At 69.5% G+C, this 16,024-nt stretch carries 14 protein-coding genes; 7 read left to right on the forward strand and 7 right to left on the reverse strand.

What is annotated here, in order from left to right:
* Positions 1 to 11: 11 nt before the first annotated feature.
* From ACN9MP_RS07685 to tkt, 5 genes are read right to left on the reverse strand one after another with little or no spacing between them, the layout of a single operon-like run.
* Positions 12 to 971 (reverse strand): glucose-6-phosphate dehydrogenase assembly protein OpcA, encoded by a 960-nt coding sequence (locus tag ACN9MP_RS07685; RefSeq protein ID WP_426325313.1) that lies wholly within the window; start codon positions 969 to 971, stop codon positions 12 to 14.
* The gene (gene zwf, locus ACN9MP_RS07690) at positions 968 to 2,518 is read right to left on the reverse strand and encodes a glucose-6-phosphate dehydrogenase (protein ID WP_426325315.1); all 1,551 of its coding nucleotides are present in this window, start codon (positions 2,516 to 2,518) and stop codon (positions 968 to 970) included. Before zwf ends, ACN9MP_RS07685 begins: the two co-directional genes overlap by 4 nt.
* Before the next feature lie 15 nt (positions 2,519 to 2,533).
* Positions 2,534 to 4,156: a glucose-6-phosphate isomerase gene (locus ACN9MP_RS07695; protein WP_426325317.1), complete on the reverse strand. Its 1,623-nt coding sequence runs from the start codon at positions 4,154 to 4,156 to the stop codon at positions 2,534 to 2,536.
* The gene (tal, locus tag ACN9MP_RS07700) at positions 4,153 to 5,274 is read right to left on the reverse strand and encodes a transaldolase (protein WP_426325319.1); all 1,122 of its coding nucleotides are present in this window, start codon (positions 5,272 to 5,274) and stop codon (positions 4,153 to 4,155) included. The genes ACN9MP_RS07695 and tal overlap by 4 nt, the downstream gene beginning before the upstream one ends.
* Positions 5,275 to 5,292: 18 nt before the next feature.
* Positions 5,293 to 7,413 (reverse strand): transketolase, encoded by a 2,121-nt coding sequence (gene tkt / locus ACN9MP_RS07705; RefSeq protein WP_426325321.1) that lies wholly within the window; start codon positions 7,411 to 7,413, stop codon positions 5,293 to 5,295.
* 356 nt (positions 7,414 to 7,769) lie between these two features.
* On the opposite strand from tkt, the gene ACN9MP_RS07710 reads away from it, so the two are divergent.
* Positions 7,770 to 8,711, forward strand: coding sequence for a heme o synthase (locus ACN9MP_RS07710; protein ID WP_426325323.1), 942 nt, complete (start codon positions 7,770 to 7,772; stop codon positions 8,709 to 8,711).
* A gap of 272 nt (positions 8,712 to 8,983) precedes the next feature.
* The gene (locus ACN9MP_RS07715; RefSeq protein WP_426325325.1) at positions 8,984 to 9,796 is read left to right on the forward strand and encodes an endonuclease domain-containing protein; all 813 of its coding nucleotides are present in this window, start codon (positions 8,984 to 8,986) and stop codon (positions 9,794 to 9,796) included.
* 334 nt (positions 9,797 to 10,130) lie between these two features.
* Here the strand turns inward: ACN9MP_RS07715 and ACN9MP_RS07720 are convergent, their stop codons facing one another.
* Together ACN9MP_RS07720 and ACN9MP_RS07725 are read right to left on the reverse strand one after the other, a co-directional pair.
* On the reverse strand, positions 10,131 to 10,535 hold the full coding sequence (locus ACN9MP_RS07720; RefSeq protein WP_426325326.1) for a dinucleotide-utilizing enzyme: 405 nt from the start codon (positions 10,533 to 10,535) through the stop codon (positions 10,131 to 10,133).
* A 93-nt stretch (positions 10,536 to 10,628) separates the two neighbouring features.
* Positions 10,629 to 11,585 (reverse strand): COX15/CtaA family protein, encoded by a 957-nt coding sequence (locus ACN9MP_RS07725; protein WP_426325328.1) that lies wholly within the window; start codon positions 11,583 to 11,585, stop codon positions 10,629 to 10,631.
* A gap of 296 nt (positions 11,586 to 11,881) precedes the next feature.
* On the opposite strand from ACN9MP_RS07725, the gene sufB reads away from it, so the two are divergent.
* From sufB to ACN9MP_RS07750, 5 genes are read left to right on the forward strand one after another with little or no spacing between them, the layout of a single operon-like run.
* Positions 11,882 to 13,300, forward strand: a complete 1,419-nt coding sequence (gene sufB, locus ACN9MP_RS07730; RefSeq protein WP_426325330.1) for a Fe-S cluster assembly protein SufB — start codon at positions 11,882 to 11,884, stop codon at positions 13,298 to 13,300.
* Entirely contained in the window at positions 13,301 to 14,506 is a 1,206-nt protein-coding gene (sufD, locus tag ACN9MP_RS07735; protein WP_426325332.1) for a Fe-S cluster assembly protein SufD, read from the forward strand.
* Entirely contained in the window at positions 14,503 to 14,832 is a 330-nt protein-coding gene (locus tag ACN9MP_RS07740; protein WP_426325334.1) for a non-heme iron oxygenase ferredoxin subunit, read from the forward strand. Before sufD ends, ACN9MP_RS07740 begins: the two co-directional genes overlap by 4 nt.
* Before the next feature lie 15 nt (positions 14,833 to 14,847).
* Entirely contained in the window at positions 14,848 to 15,642 is a 795-nt protein-coding gene (gene sufC, locus ACN9MP_RS07745) for a Fe-S cluster assembly ATPase SufC (RefSeq protein WP_426325336.1), read from the forward strand.
* A gap of 9 nt (positions 15,643 to 15,651) precedes the next feature.
* The gene (locus ACN9MP_RS07750; RefSeq protein WP_018170657.1) at positions 15,652 to 15,981 is read left to right on the forward strand and encodes a metal-sulfur cluster assembly factor; all 330 of its coding nucleotides are present in this window, start codon (positions 15,652 to 15,654) and stop codon (positions 15,979 to 15,981) included.
* The last annotated feature ends 43 nt before the right edge of the window (positions 15,982 to 16,024 follow it).

Here is a 16,024-nt window from a genome sequence, read left to right on the forward strand (position 1 = left end):
CGGGGCACCGCTCATCTCGCGTGCGTCTCCTTCGTCGCCGGGGGGTCGAGCAACTCCCAACCCTCGGTGATCACTCGACCATACAGGACGTCCGGGTCGAGGCGACGGAGCTCCTCGGCGAGGCACTCGCGCAGCGTGCGGCGTGGGAACGCCAGGTCGTGGGTCGGCTGGCCCGGCTGCGTCAGGATGGCCACACCGGGCGTCGGGCGCTCGAGGAGCACCTCACCGCTGGGACGGATGAGCGCCACCGACTTGATCCCGTGCGGCCACTCCTCGGCATCCAGGTACGCCCAATCGACGGGGACATCGAGGGTCAGGCGAAGCCAGGCCGCAAGCAGTGCGGTCGACGGTGAGTCCGCCGCGCCGCGGACCCGCACGCCCACGACCGGCTCGTAGGGCGGCTGGTCGAGGATCGCGGCGAGCTGCTCGCGCCATCGGGTGAGACGGGTCCAGGCGAGATCCGTGTCGCCAGGCGCGTACTGGTCGCCGAGGCGCGCGACGAAGGCGGACGGGTCGGACTTCGTCGCGGCATCCGTGATCCGGCGCTGGGCGATCTTTCCGATGGACGTCTTCGAGATGCGGTCGGGTGTGCGGTTGGGCCACCACACCACGACCGGGGCGTCCGGGAGAAGAAGTCCGGTCACCAGGCTCTCGAGGTTCGAGCGGCCGGCCTCGCCGAATGCGCGCAGCGTGACGACCTCGCTCGCGCCGGCGTCGCCGCCTACGCGGATCTGGGCGTCCAGACGCGACTCGCTGTCGTCGCCGTCGCGGATCATCAGCACGATGACGCGCATGGGGTGCTCGCGAGACGCATCGTTCGCGGCCTCGATCACCTCTTCGACGGCGCCTTCCCGGGTGAGGATGATGAGCGTCAGCACGCGGCCGAGCGCGACCGCACCGCCCTCCTCGCGCACGTTGACGAGTGCGCGCGAGATCTTGCTGACGGTGGTGTCGGGAAGGTCGACGATCACGGGCGCCTCCAGGTGCGACCATCGCGGGCGAGCATCTCATCCGCGGATTCCGGGCCCCACGACCCGGGCGAGTACTGTTCGAGCGGTCCGCCCTGGGCTTCCCAGAAATGCTCGATGGGGTCGAGGATCTTCCACGACAGCTCGACCTCTTCGTGGCGCGGGAACAGCGGCGGGTCACCGAGGAGCACGTCGAGGATCAGGCGCTCGTACGCTTCGGGGCTCGCCTCGGTGAAGGCATGCCCGTACCCGAAGTCCATCGTGACGTCGCGCACCTGCGCGCCGGCGCCCGGCACCTTCGATCCGAAGCGGATCGTGACGCCCTCGTCGGGCTGAACGCGGATCACGAGCGCGTTCTGGCCCTGACCCGAGGTCTGGCTGCGCGAGAACAGCAGCTCGGGGGCGCGTTTGAACACCACCGCGATCTCGGTGACGCGGCGTCCGAGGCGCTTTCCGGTGCGGAGGTAGAACGGCACGCCCGCCCACCGGCGGGTGTTCACCTCGAGTGTGACGGCCGCGTAGGTCTCGGTCGTCGACCGGGGGTTCATCCCCTCTTCCTCGAGGAAGCCGAGCACCTTCTCGCCGCCCTGCCATCCGCCGGCGTACTGACCGCGGGCGGTCGAGCGCGCGAGATCGGCCGGAAGCGTGACAGCGGCGAGCACCTTCTCCTTCTCGGCGCGGAGGTCCTTCGCGTCGAACGAGATGGGCTCCTCCATCGCAGTGAGGGCCATGAGCTGCAGCAGGTGGTTCTGGATGACGTCACGCGCGGCGCCGACGCCGTCGTAGTAGCCGGCGCGGCCGCCCACTCCGATGTCCTCGGCCATCGTGATCTGCACGTGGTCGACGTAGTTGCGGTTCCAGATCGGCTCGTACAGCTCGTTCGCGAAGCGCAGCGCCAGGATGTTCTGGACCGTCTCCTTGCCGAGGTAGTGGTCGATGCGGAAGATCGAGTCCGTCGGGAAGGCCGAGCGCAGCACGTCGTTGAGGGCGCGCGCAGACTCCAGGTCGTGGCCGAACGGCTTCTCGATGACGACGCGACGCCAGCGGTCGGGCCGGTCGGCGGTGTCGTCGACGAGCCCCGACGACTTCAGCTGTTCCGCCACCAGGGGGAAGGCCTTCGGCGGGATCGACAGGTAGTACGCGTGGTTGCCCATCGTTCCGCGCTCGGTGTCGAGCTTGTCGACCGTCTCTTTGAGGCGGCGGAACGCTTCCGGGTCGTCGAACTCGCCGGAGACGAAGCGGATGCCCTGGAGCAGCTGCTGCCACGTCTCGTCGCGGAACTCGGTCCGCGCGTGCTGACGCACCGCGTCGTAGACGACCTTGGCGAAGTCCTGGTCCTCCCAGTCGCGCCGCGCGAAGCCGACGAGGGCGAAGCCCGGTGGCAGGAGGCCGCGGTTGGCCAGGTCGTAGACGGCGGGCATGAGCTTCTTGCGGGAGAGGTCTCCCGTGACGCCGAAGATGACGAGCGCGCTCGGACCGGCGATGCGGTTGAGGCGACGGTCTTCGGGGTCGCGCAACGGGTTGTGCCCGCGCGAGATCTCGACGGTCATGAGGGGGTCGAACTCCTACTGTGCCGCTTCGAAGAGCGAGAGCACTTCGATCTGGGGGTCGGTGAGGGTCAGGGTGACGACCGGACGGCCGTGGCCTTCGGCGAGCACGGCCGCGTCGCCCGCGGCCTGCGCCTGGATCAGCTGGCCGAACGTGAACGGCCGGCCGGGGATCTCGAGATCGACGTCGGTCTGCTCGAGGATCTGCAGGAAGACGCCGTTCGCGGGGCCGCCCTTGTGGTACTGACCGGTCGAGTGCAGGAACCGCGGGCCCCAGCCGAACGTGGTGGGGCGACCCGAGTCGGCGGCGACCAGTTCGCGGAGCCCGGCCAGCTGAGACAGCTCGAGCCGGTTGACGTATGCCTGGATCGCGACGTAGCCGTCTTCGGGAAGCCGGGCCCACAGTGCGTCGAGCACACCGGCGACGGTTCCGGATGCCGCGAGCGCGGGGTCCGACACGCGCACCTCGACGCCCGCGGCGGCGAACGCCGGAGCGGTCGGCTCCGGACGCGCGTCGAGCAGGCCGCGGGCGGCCACCTTGGCGGACTCGACGTCAGGCTGGTCGAAGGGATTGATGCCCAGCATCCGTCCCGCGATGGCCGTCGCGTACTCCCAGACCACGAACTGCGCGCCGAGCGAGCCGCTCACGAGGATCTCGCCCTCGTGGCGCTCGAAGAGGTGGAACTGCTTGGCCTCGTCGACCAGGCGCACGATCTGAAGATCGGCCGGCTTCGCGTCGACCTCGGGAGAGACGGGGAGCAGAACGACGGGAAGGATGCCCGTGCCCTCCTTGCCCGTGGACTCCGCGACGAGCTGCTCGATCCAGTCCGGCAGGCCCACGATGTGCGTGCCGTCGGTGATGAGGCCCAGCTTGTCTCGCCGGGGCTCGCCGCCGGCGATCGCCGCAGCGAGCACGAGCGCGGGGTTGTCGGGGCTGTCGATGGAGACCTCGAGGAGCGATGCCTCCGCCTCGTCGAGGAGCTCGGAGATGTCGGCGCCCGCGAGTCCTGCCGGCACCAGCCCGAACGCGGTGAGCGCCGAGTAGCGGCCTCCCACGGTGGGGTCGGCGTTGAAGACGGTGTAGCCGTCGGCCCGGGCGGACTGGTCCAGCGGCGAGCCGGGGTCGGTCACGACGACGATGCGCTCGGCCGGATCGATGCCGAGGTCGCGGAAGGCGGCCTCGAATGCCCGCTTGGCGGAGTCGGTCTCGACGGTCGAGCCCGACTTCGACGCCACCACCAGGGCGGTGCGGGTCAGGTCGCCTGCCTGGGCGTCGCCGTCGATGGCGGCGAGCACCTGGCCGGGCGCCGTCGAGTCGAGGATGACGAGCGGCACGCCCGCCGTCTGCGCGATGACCTCGGGAGCGAGCGACGAGCCGCCCATGCCCGCGAGCACGATGCGTGTGACGTTGCGCGCGTGCAGGCGCTCGCGCAGGGCCAGGATCTCGGCGACCAGGGGGCGCGAGACGCTGACGGCCTCGACCCATCCCAGTCGCTGGGATGCCTCGGCCTCGGCGGCGGCGCCCCACAGGGAGGCGTCGCCGCCGGTGATGCCCGACGCCACGAAGCTCGAGACGAGCGCTGGCAGTGTCTCGTCGACGACGGACTTGACGCGCCCCGAGAGGTGGATGTCGAAGCTCATCGGGTGGCCTGGAGCGCGTCCTCGAGTGCGGTCTTGACGGTGCCCTGCAGGTCGTGCCACGAGGCGATGAACTTGTCGACGCCCTCATCCTCGAGCACCTGGGTGACGTCGGCGAAGTCGACCCCCACCGCGGCGAGGTCGGCGAACACCTTGTGCGCGGCCTCGTACGTGCCCGTCACCGCGTCCCCGGCGATCTTGCCGTGGTCGAAGGTCGCCTCGAGGGTCTTCTCGGGCATCGTGTTCACGGTGCCGGGAGCGACCAGCTCGGTCACGTAGAGCGTGTCGGGAAGGTTGGGGTCCTTCACCCCGGTGGACGCCCACAGCGGGCGCTGCACGTTGCCGCCGGCGTCGGTCAGGGCCTTCGCGCGGTCGGTGGCGAACTCCTTCTCGAACAGCTCGTACGCCAGGCGCGCGTTGGCGACGCCCGCGAGCGACTTGAGGCCCGCGGCCTCGTCGGTGCCGATCGCGGTGAGGCGCTTGTCGACCTCGGTGTCCACCCGCGACACGAAGAACGACGCCACCGAGTGGATCTTCGACAGGTCGTGGCCGTTCGCCTGAGCCTGCTCGAGTCCCGACAGGTACGCGTCGATGACTTCGGCGTAGCGCTCCAGGCTGAAGATCAGCGTGACGTTGACCGAGATGCCCTCGGCGAGCACCGCGGTGATCGCCGGCAGGCCGGCCTTCGTCGCGGGGATCTTGATGTGCACGTTGGGGCGGTCGACCGTGGCCCACAGCTCCTTGGCCTGCGCGACGGTCGCGTCGGTGTCGTGCGCGAGGTCGGGGGAGACCTCGATCGACACGCGGCCGTCCACGCCGTTCGTGGCGTCGTAGACCGGGCGGAAGATGTCGGCCGCGTCGCGGACGTCGTCGGTGGTGGCCGCGAAGATCGCGTCGTCCACCGACGCGCCCGCCTTCGCCAGCTCGGCGAGCTGGTCGGCGTACGCGTGCCCGCCACCGCCGATCGCGCCCTGGAAGATGGTCGGGTTCGTCGTGACACCCGAGACGTTGCGGGTCGAGATGAGCTGGGTCAGGTTGCCCGACGTGATGCGCTCACGCGACAGGTCGTCGAGCCAGATGCTGACGCCGTGCTGGACCAGCTGCTCGGTGGGGGTGCTCATGCTGCCTTCTCCTCGTGCTTACTTCGCTGCCGCGAGATCGAGTGCTGCCGTGGCTGCGAGGGACTCGCGGGCGGCTTCGACGACGGCGTCGGCGGTGATGCCGAACTTCTGGAACAGGGTCTTGTAATCGGCCGACGCGCCGAAGTGGTCGATCGCGACGGAGCGGCCGGCGTCGCCGACGATGCCGCGCCACGTGAGGGGCGAGCCGGCCTCGACCGACACGCGCGCCTTGACGGCGGCGGGGAGCACCTTCTCGCGGTACGAGGCGTCCTGCTCGTCGAACCACTCGAGCGACGGGGCCGAGACGACGCGGGCGCCCACGCCCTCGGCGGCCAGGGTCTCGCGCGCGGAGACGGCCAGCTGCACCTCGGATCCGGTGGCGATGAGGATCACGTCGGGGCTGCCGTTCGGGGCCTCGGCGAGGATGTACGCGCCCTTGGCGACGCCGTCGACCGACGCGAACACGTCGCCCTCCGCCTCGCCGGTGCCGCGCTCGAACACCGGGATGTTCTGGCGCGTCAGCGCGATGCCGGACGGGCCGCCCTGGCGGCGCAGGATCTCCAGCCACGCGGCCGACGTCTCGTTGGCGTCGGCCGGGCGCACCACCGAGAAGTTCGGGATGGCGCGCAAAGTCGCGAGCTGCTCGATCGGCTGGTGGGTGGGCCCGTCCTCGCCGAGCGCGACGGAGTCGTGCGTCCACACGAAGACCGAGGGGATGTTCATCAGTGCGGCCAGGCGCACCGCCGGGCGCATGTAGTCGCTGAAGATGAGGAACGTGCCGCCGAACGGGCGGGTCGGGCCATGCAGCTTGATGCCGTTGACGATGGCGCCCATGGCGTGCTCGCGGATGCCGAAGTGCAGCACCCGGCCGTACGGGTCGCCCGACCACTCGTGCGTGGACCACTCCGACGGGATGAACGACTTGGCGTCCTTGATCGTCGTGAGGTTCGACTCGGCGAGATCGGCGGATCCGCCCCACAGCTCGGGCAGCTCGGCGGCCAGGGCGTTGATCACGACGCCCGAAGCGGCACGCGTGGAGACGTCCTTGCCGGCCTCGAACGAGGGGAGAGCGGCGGTGATGTCGTCGGGCAGCTCGCCGGCCTCGAGGCGGTCGAGCAGCGACTTGCGCTCGGGGTTGGCCGCGGCCCACGCATCGAACGACTCCTGCCACGACGCGCGCTGCTCGGCGGCACGCTCGGCGAGCGCCCGCGTGTGCGCCAGGACGTCGTCGGCGACGACGAAGGACTGCTCGGGGTCGAAGCCGAGGACCTTCTTCGTCGCGGCGAGCTCATCGGCGCCGAGCGCGGAGCCGTGGATCTTGCCGGTGTTCTGCTTGCCGGGCGAGGGCCAGCCGATGATGGTGCGCAGGATGATCAGGGACGGCTTGCCCGTCTCGCCCTTCGCGGCCTCGATCGCGCCGTACAGCTCGGCGACGTCCTCGACGTACTCGCCGGTCTTCTTCCAGTCCACGACCTGCACGTGCCAGCCGTAGGACTCGTAGCGCTTCGCGACATCCTCGGTGAAGGCGACGTTGGTGTCGTCCTCGATCGAGATCTGGTTCGAGTCATAGATCGCGATGAGGTTGCCGAGCTCCTGGTGGCCCGCGAGCGACGACGCCTCGGAGGTGACGCCCTCTTGCAGGTCGCCGTCACCGGCGATCACATAGACGTGGTGGTCGAACGGGGAGGTGCCGGCCGGTGCCTCCGGATCGAACAGGCCGCGCTCGTAGCGGGCCGCGTACGCGAAGCCCACCGCCGAGGCGAGACCCTGGCCCAGCGGGCCGGTGGTGATCTCGACGCCCTTGGTGTGCCCGTACTCCGGGTGACCCGGCGTGAGCGAACCCCAGGTGCGCAGCGCCTTCAGATCGTCGAGCTCCAGCCCGAACCCGCCCAGGTACAGCTGCACGTACTGGGTCAGCGAGGAGTGCCCTGCCGACAGGATGAACCGGTCACGGCCCAGCCAGTGCGTATCTGCCGGGTCGTGCCGCAGCACGCGCTGATACAGCAGGTACGCCGCCGGCGCCAGGCTCATCGCGGTGCCCGGGTGGCCGTTGCCGACCTTCTCCACCGCATCCGCAGCCAAGACGCGAGCAGTATCCACCGCGCGCCGATCGATCTCATCCCAACGCAGATCCGACACCGGACCGCCTTTCTCGAGGAAGTGTCTGTGCGCCCGAGGTGTGACCGGCTCGCGGCCCTTGTCCGGACGGAGAAGGGGGGAATCGGCGACGGGCGCGCGTGTCTCTCAGCATAGCGAAGCGGCATCCCGCTCAGGTCGTGAGAGGCGTCTATGTGACGGAGTCTTGCGAACGGCCGGTCCCGATCGGTGACATACCGGTGTCGCGGGCGTCACGTTGTGCTCACGGGACGGGGCCCGGCGATGTGATGCGCCGCCTCCTGTCCCGCCCTGCCGCACGCCGGCCTGCGCCGGCGCGGGGCGCGACACGCCGATGCCCTAGACTTGACGAGATTCTGCAGGCAGCGATTGCGGGGGCCATGGACAGCACGAAGACGGCCGGGACCGAGGCATCCGTCGACGAATCCCGACGGTCCCGTCAGAGCTTCGGCCGCACCGTCCGCGCGTACATCGCGCTGATGAAGCCGCGCGTGCTCGAGCTGCTGCTGGTCACCACGGTGCCGGTCATGATCCTGGCCGAGGGCGGTTTTCCCGACATCTGGCTGGTTCTCGCGACGGTCATCGGCGGAACGGCGAGCGCCGGCTCGGCGGCCGCCTTCAACATGTACCTCGACCGCGACATCGACGCGCACATGCAGCGCACGGTGAACCGCCCGCTCGTGACCGGCGAGGTCTCGCCGCGCGGGGCGCTGATCTTCGCGTGGTCGCTCGCCGTGTTCTCCACCCTGTGGCTGTGGCTCACGACGAACTGGCTGGCCGCGACGCTGTCGGCGGGCGCCATCTTCTTCTACGTCGTGATCTACACGATGATCCTCAAGCGCCGCACCGAGCAGAACATCGTCTGGGGCGGCATCGCCGGGTGCTTCCCTGTCGTGATCGGCTGGACCGCGGTCACGGGTTCGCTCGCCTGGCCGCCGGTCATCCTCTTCGCCCTGGTGTTCCTGTGGACGCCCCCGCACTACTGGCCGCTGTCCATGAAGTACAAGGACCAGTACGAAGGGGTCGACGTGCCGATGCTGGGCGCCACGCGCGAGGGCTCGCAGGTGGGTCTGCAGGTGATCCTGTACGCCTGGGCCACCGTCGTGTGCTCGCTCCTGCTCATCCCGGTCGCCGGCATGGGGCTGGTGTACACGGTGTCGGCGCTGGTCTTCGGCGGCTGGTTCATCTACGAGTCGCACGTGCTCTACAGCCGCGCGGTGCGGGGCACCGAGCCGAGGCCGATGCGCGTGTTCCACGCCTCGATCACCTATCTCACCCTGCTGTTCTTCGCGATCGCGGTCGACCCGCTGCTCCCGTTCTGACCGCGGGCGGGTGAGCCCACCCGCCTCGGCTGCACCACGACGTCGGAGATCGACGCCGGAGCGGGGCGATCCTCGCCCCCGGCCCGACATCACGGAGATCTCCGATCCTGTGGCGAGGGACAGGCTCCTCCACAACGAGCGCGCGGTCGCAGTTGCCCACAGGAGGAGCCTCGCGCCCCCGACGCGGCGCCCACGTCGGTCAAGCTGGCGTCGTGCCGAGCGACAGGAGTTCGCGAGCAGCCGACCGCGCCGCTCGCAACGAAGATGAGATCGTGGGCGCGGTGCGATCGCGGGGCGGCGTCGCACGCGCGACATCTCTGCAGCTTGAGGGGCACTCCCGGCACTACCTGAGGCTCGCAGTGGAGCGCGGATCGCTCGTGCGGGTGGCGCGCGACTGGCTGGCGGTGCCGGATGCCGATACTCAGCTGGTCGCCGCGGCCCGGGGCGGCGTGGTGCTGACGTGTGTCACGGCGGCGCGGCGCGCGGGGCTCTGGGTCCTCGCCGAGGATCGCACGCACGTCGCAGCCCGGCCGCACGGGCGTGTCCCCCCAGGGGGAGCGTCGACGGTGCACTGGGCCGAACCGGTCGTGCCGCGGCATCCGGACCGGCTCGTCGACCCGATCGAGAACGTGCTCTCGCTCGTCGCGGCCTGCCAGCCGCACGAGGCGGCGCTCGCGATCTGGGATTCGGCGCTGCGCACGAGACAGGTCGACGCCGCCACTCTCGCGCGGCTGCCTCTCCCGGCCGCGGCGCGTACTCTGCGTGACGAAGCGCAGCCCTTCGCGGATTCGGGCCTCGAGACGATCTTCTCCACGAGACTGCGCTGGCTCGGGGTGCGGATCCTGGCGCAGATCTGGATCCTGGGCCGCCCGGTGGATCACCTCATCGGCGAGCGTCTGGTGGTCCAGCTCGACGGCGCTCACCACGTCGGGCCGCGGCGCGAATCGGACATCGCCCACGACGCCCTCCTCCGGCTGCAGGGATACACGGTCTTCCGCTTCGGGTATCACCAGCTGCTCTCGGACTGGCCCTTCGTACAGTCCACGATCATGCAGGCGATCGCGCAGGGCTTGCACAGGGCGTGATGACGCCGGGCACATCACGTGCCGGCGCCACGAGGTCGGAGATCTCCCTGAGATCGGAGCGCAAGGCCGTCCGAGCCCCGATCCTGCGGCGATCTCCGACTTCGTGGTTGGTCGTCACCGCGGGGTCGTCACCACGCGGGGTCGTCACCGCGCGGGGATGTCACCGCGGGGCACATCACGTGCTGGCGTCACGAGGTCGGAGATCACCCTGAGGTCGGAGCGCAAAGCCGTCCGCGCTCCGATCGTGGGGCTATCTCCGACTTCGGGGCGAGTCGTCACCGCGCGGGGGACGGAAGAGGCCGCCCGGCGAACCGGACGGCCTCTTCTCGCGATGTCAGCGCGCGGCGACGGGCTCCTCGGCCTCGGTCGCGGCGGCCGGCTGGGCCTGGGCGCCGCTGGGGGCGGCTTCCGGCGCCTCCTCGGCGGTCTCGGTCTCGGAGGTCCCGTCGATGGGCTCCACGACCTCGACAGGGGGCTGCGGGCGGAGCGTGGAGAGCGCGGCGATGCCGAGAGCGAGCAGCACGCCGATCACGCCGGCGCCGATGAGGATGGAGCCGAGCTGCGCGATCGTCTGGCCGACATAGACGTCGACGCCGGTCGCGGAGCCGTCGGTCAGCGTCGTGGTCATGGAGCCGATCTTGTCGGTGGTGATGTACCAGCCGCCGGCGATCGTCGCGACAGAGACCACGAGAAGGCCCCAGAAGGGGATGCTGCGGGTAAGACGGGGACGGGTGGACATGTGTCGATCACTCCTCGGGGTGCGCGACCCGGGCGGCCGCGGCAATACACCCTCGCAAAGGAGTCCGTGCGATGCCAATCCGGTTGCTATGGATCAGCTGTGCGCGGCGGCCCGGACCGGTGCCTTCAGATGCATGACGACCGCGGTCATCGCGGCGACGAGCGCCACAGCGAGCACCATGTGGATGTTCACGAGGACGATCGGAAGACCAGTCCGCGCCTGCCACAGTCCCACGGCGATCTGCACCACCTCGACCGCCAGCAGCAGCAGCGTCCACAGTGGCAGGCGGAGCGCCGGGGGAGTGCGCCACGACCCCGCCACGAGGACGAGCGTCAGCCCGAACGTGATGTAGGCCGGCCACGCGTGGATGTGCTGCATGAGCTCGGGATTCAGGCCATTGCGCGCCGCCCCGCCGTCCCCGGCATGCGGCCCCGACCCCGTGACGAGGATGCCGACGACCACGGTGAGCAGCACGAACGCGCTGGTGAGGTGCGTCACGACCGCGTACCAGCGCGCCACCGCCCGTGCCCGCGGCCCGGGCACCGCGTACACGCGCACGACGAGCGCCGAGGCCAGGGCGACGAGCAGCACCGACGCGAAGTAGTGGAGTCCGACGATGTAGGGATTGAGGCCGGTCAGCACCGTGATGCCGCCGATGACGGCCTGCACCGGCACGTAGAGGCCGATGAGGAGCGACAGCCAGAACAGGTCGCGACGCTCACGACGCATCCGCACCACGAACAGGAACGTGATGATCGCGACGGCGACGAGCACGAAGGTCAGCAGGCGGTTGCCGAACTCGATGAAGCCATGCACGCCCGATACCTCGGGGACGGGCACGAACGAGTCCTCGCTGCACCGCGGCCACGTGTCGCAGCCCAGTCCCGAGCCGGTGAGGCGCACGAGTCCGCCCGTTCCGACGATGCCGATCTGCACGACGAGCGTGGCCCAGGCGGCCGCCACGACCCGGCGGTCCACGGTATCGGGGAGCCACAGCCACAGACGCCTCCAGATTCCCGTCGGGGCGGTGGTCGTCTGCTGCGCGGACATGCGGGTCGTCGCTTCCTGAGAGAGGCCCCGGCCGCCGCGCGTGCGCGCGCGGCGCTGTCCTGGCGGAAAGTCACGGCGCGGCCGGGAGGGGCCGGAACCTGTAGAATCGAGGGGTCGGGCGCGTATGCACTGAGCGAGAGTCGTTTCAGAGTTCCGCGCACCAATGACAGTCTAGGCGCGATGATCGGCGCCGCTTGAGAGGGCCCGAGAAGCGGCATCCCCCCTCCGGTATCTCCACCGGAGAACTCGGATGCCGGGACGGATCACACCGCCAGGGCCCGGAGGAGAACGTGACGATGTCTGATGTGCTGATCGATCGCCCGGAGCTGGAAGGCCTGGGTGTCTACGAGTTCGGGTGGCATGATGCCGACGCCGCGGGAGCCGTTGCCAAGCGGGGCATCGACGAGTCCGTGGTGCGTGGCATCTCGACGCTCAAGAACGAGCCCGAATGGATGCTCAAGACGCGGCTCAAGGGCTATCAGCTCTTCGGCCGCAAGCCGATGCCGACGTGGGGCGCGGACCTCAGCGAGATCGACTTCGACAACATCAAGTACTTCGTGCGGTCCACGGAGAAGCAGGCGGGCTCCTGGGAGGAGCTGCCGGAAGACATCCGCAACACTTACGAGAAGCTCGGCATCCCCGAGGCCGAGCGCCAGCGCCTGGTCGCCGGCGTCGCCGCGCAGTACGAGTCCGAGGTCGTCTACCACCAGATCCGCGAGGACCTGGAGCAGCAGGGCGTCATCTTCATGGACACCGACACGGCTCTGCGCGAGCACCCGGAGTTCTTCGAGGAGTACTTCGGAACGGTGATCCCCGCCGGCGACAACAAGTTCGCGGCTCTCAACACCGCGGTGTGGTCGGGCGGCTCGTTCGTGTATGTGCCGAAGGGCGTCCACGTCGAGATCCCGCTGCAGGCCTACTTCCGCATCAACACCGAGAACATGGGCCAGTTCGAGCGGACGCTCATCATCGCGGACGAGGACTCGTACGTCCACTACATCGAGGGCTGCACCGCGCCGATCTACAAGAGCGACTCGCTGCACTCAGCCGTCGTCGAGATCATCGTCAAGAAGAACGCCCGCGTGCGGTACACGACGATCCAGAACTGGTCGAACAACGTCTACAACCTCGTCACCAAGCGCGCCGTCGCGCACGAGGGCGCCACCATGGAGTGGATCGACGGCAACATCGGCTCCAAGGTGACGATGAAGTACCCGTCGATCTTCCTGATGGGCGAGCACGCCAAGGGTGAGACGCTCTCGGTCGCCTTCGCAGGCCCCGGTCAGCACCAGGACGCCGGCGCCAAGATGATCCACATGGCGCCGTACACGCAGTCGTCGATCGTGTCGAAGTCGATCGCCCGCGGCGGCGGCCGCGCCGGCTACCGGGGCGAGGTGCGCGTCGACGCCAACGCCCACCACTCGGCGAACACCGTGCGGTGCGACGCGCTGCTGGTCGACACCATCTCGCGCTCCGACACGTACCCGGCGATCGACATCCGCGTCGACGACGTGCAGCTCGGCCACGAGGCCACCGTCTCGAAGGTCAGCGAGGAGCAGCTCTTCTACCTCATGAGCCGCGGCCTGCCGGAAGACGAGGCCATGGCCATGATCGTGCGCGGCTTCATCGAGCCCATCGCCCGCGAGCTCCCCATGGAGTACGCGCTCGAACTCAACAAGCTCATCGAGATGGGCATGGAAGGATCCGTCGGCTAGATGAGCCCCGTCAACTCAATAGACGCTGTCACCTCGGCCCCCACCGTTCCCGGCGCGAAGGGCCACACGGATGGCGCCGGTGCCTTCGTGCCCGTCCAGACCCGCTCGGAGCGACCCTGGTCGCTGGATCCCACCGCCTTCGAGGCGCCCACGGGACGCGAGGTCAACTGGAAGCACACGCCCATCGCGCAGCTGAAGCCGCTGTTCACCGACGAGGCCGGTCCCCACGGCGTCATCGAGGTCGGCGTCACGGGCCCCGAGGGGCTCGTCCAGAAGCGCCTCCCCGTCGGCGTCGCGCCGCGCGGCGAGGTCTTCCGTCCCGAGGACCTGCCGAGTGCCATCGCGTGGAAGCAGGAGACCGAGGCGCCGCTGCTGCGCATCCCGGCGGGCGCCGAGTACTCCGAGCCCGTCGTCGTGTCGCTCAAGGGCACCGGCGGACTGGCTCACGCGCACGTCGTGGTCGAGGCTGAGGCGAACTCGCACGCGACCGTGGTCTTCCACCACACCGGCACGGCGCACCACGCGCAGAACGTCGAGATCATCGTCCGCGACGGCGCCCACCTCGAGGTCGTCACGGTGCAGCGGTGGGACGACGACGCCGTGCACGCGTCATCCCACCAGGCCCGGGTGGGCCGGGACGCGACGCTCCGTCACATCGTCGTCAGCTTCGGCGGCGGCGTGGTGCGCGTGAACCCGAGCGTCGAGCTCGCGGGCACCGGCTCGCGCGCCGAGCTCTACGGCCTCAGCTACTCCGACGCCGGACAGCACCTCGAGAGCCAGGTGTACCTGCACCACAAGGGCGCGGAGACTTCCGGCGACGTGCTGTACAAGAGCGCCCTGCAGGGCGCTGCGGCGCGCACCGTGTGGATCGGCGACGTGCTGATCGGAGCGGATGCCGTGGCCACGGACTCGTACGAGGCCAACCGCAACCTCGTCCTCACCGAGGGAGCGCGAGCCGAGTCGATCCCGAACCTCGAGATCGAGACGGGCGACATCCGCGGAGCCGGTCACGCGAGCGCGACGGGTCGCTTCGACGACGAGCAGCTGTTCTACCTGCAGGCGCGCGGCATTCCCGAGGACGAGGCGCGACGACTGGTCGTGCTCGGCTTCCTCGCCGAGATCGTCCAGAAGATCGGTGTCGAAGACCTCGAGGCGGAGCTTTTCGCCGCCATCGAGGAAGAACTCGCCAAGGAGGCAGGCCGATGACCGCTCAGCGCGTGTGCGCCCTCACCGACCTCGTGCAGGACGAGGCCCGCCGGGTGGAGGTGGACGGCGTCGCGATCGCCGTCGTCCTCGACTCGAACGGCGAAGTCCACGCCATCGGCGACGTGTGCACCCACGGCGACATCTCGCTCTCGGAGGGCTTCGTCGACGGCGAGACGCTCGAGTGCTGGGCCCACGGCTCGGCGTTCTCGCTGCGCACCGGCAAGCCCCTCAACCTCCCCGCGTACGAGCCGGTCCCGGTGTTCGCGGTCACCGTCGACGGCGATGACGTGCTCATCGACGCGGCAGTCAAGCTCGAAGTGAACTGAAGAAGGTACTGAAGAATGTCTGTTCTCGAGATCCGCGACCTCCATGTGACGGTCGAGACGGATGCCGGCACCACGCCGATCCTCAACGGCCTCACGCTCACGATCCGCACCGGCGAGACCCACGCGATCATGGGCCCCAACGGCTCGGGCAAGTCCACGCTCGCGTACACGATCGCCGGTCACCCCAAGTACACGGTGTCGAGCGGCTCGATCACGCTCGACGGCGAGGACGTCCTCGCGATGTCGGTCGACGAGCGTGCTCGCGCGGGCCTGTTCCTGGCCATGCAGTATCCGGTCGAGATCCCCGGCGTCACCGTGACGAACTTCCTGCGCACCGCGAAGACGGCGATCGACGGCGAGGCGCCGTCGATCCGCACGTGGACGAAGGACGTCAAGTCGTCGATGAAGGCTCTGCGCATGGACCCGAAGTTCGCGCAGCGCAATGTCAACGAGGGCTTCTCGGGCGGCGAGAAGAAGCGCCACGAGATCCTTCAGCTGGAGCTGCTGAAGCCGCAGATCGCGGTCCTGGACGAGACGGACTCCGGTCTCGACGTCGACGCCCTCAAGATCGTCTCGGAGGGCGTGAACCGCGCGAAGGCCGAGTCGGATCTCGGTGTGCTGCTGATCACGCACTACACGCGCATCCTCCGTTACATCCGCCCCGACTTCGTACACGTCATGGTGCAGGGCCGCATCGTCGAGGAGGGCGGCCCCGAGCTGGCCGACCGGCTCGAGGAGGAGGGCTACGACCGCTTCCTGCCCCCGGGCGCGGAAGAGCCGGCCGAAGCCCCCGTCGGCAGCGAAGCGTAGGATCGACATATGACGGCTACGCTCACCCCCGAGAAGTACGACGAGGTGACCGAGGCGCTCAAGGACGTCATGGACCCCGAGCTGGGGATCAACGTCGTCGACCTCGGCCTCATCTACGACCTCGCCTGGGATGACGAGAACGACGCGCTGGTCATCCACATGACCCTCACGTCGGCCGGCTGCCCGCTCACCGACGTGCTCGAGGAGCAGACCGCCCAGGCGCTCGACGACGTCGTGGAGCGGTTCCGCATCAACTGGGTGTGGATGCCGCCGTGGGGCCCCGAGCGCATCACCGACGACGGGCGCGACATGATGCGCGCGCTCGGCTTCGCGATCTGATCGGGTCTCGGGCCGCATCCGGACCTCGCGCCGCGCGCCCGAC

The sequence above is a fragment of the Microbacterium sp. E-13 genome, from assembly GCF_049912955.1.
Taxonomy (GTDB): domain Bacteria; phylum Actinomycetota; class Actinomycetes; order Actinomycetales; family Microbacteriaceae; genus Microbacterium.

Bases quoted from the DNA above. Each gene is read 5' to 3' on its own strand.
- zwf (WP_426325315.1), bottom strand. From the start codon at position 2,518: ATGACCGTCGAGATCTCGCGCGGGCACAACCCGTTGCGCGACCCCGAA.
- ACN9MP_RS07695 (WP_426325317.1), bottom strand. From the start codon at position 4,156: ATGAGCTTCGACATCCACCTCTCGGGGCGCGTCAAGTCCGTCGTCGAC.
- tal (WP_426325319.1), bottom strand. From the start codon at position 5,274: ATGAGCACCCCCACCGAGCAGCTGGTCCAGCACGGCGTCAGCATCTGG.
- ACN9MP_RS07710 (WP_426325323.1), top strand. From the start codon at position 7,770: ATGGACAGCACGAAGACGGCCGGGACCGAGGCATCCGTCGACGAATCC.
- ACN9MP_RS07720 (WP_426325326.1), bottom strand. From the start codon at position 10,535: ATGTCCACCCGTCCCCGTCTTACCCGCAGCATCCCCTTCTGGGGCCTT.
- ACN9MP_RS07725 (WP_426325328.1), bottom strand. From the start codon at position 11,585: ATGTCCGCGCAGCAGACGACCACCGCCCCGACGGGAATCTGGAGGCGT.
- sufB (WP_426325330.1), top strand. From the start codon at position 11,882: ATGTCTGATGTGCTGATCGATCGCCCGGAGCTGGAAGGCCTGGGTGTC.
- sufD (WP_426325332.1), top strand. From the start codon at position 13,301: ATGAGCCCCGTCAACTCAATAGACGCTGTCACCTCGGCCCCCACCGTT.
- ACN9MP_RS07740 (WP_426325334.1), top strand. From the start codon at position 14,503: ATGACCGCTCAGCGCGTGTGCGCCCTCACCGACCTCGTGCAGGACGAG.
- sufC (WP_426325336.1), top strand. From the start codon at position 14,848: ATGTCTGTTCTCGAGATCCGCGACCTCCATGTGACGGTCGAGACGGAT.
- ACN9MP_RS07750 (WP_018170657.1), top strand. From the start codon at position 15,652: ATGACGGCTACGCTCACCCCCGAGAAGTACGACGAGGTGACCGAGGCG.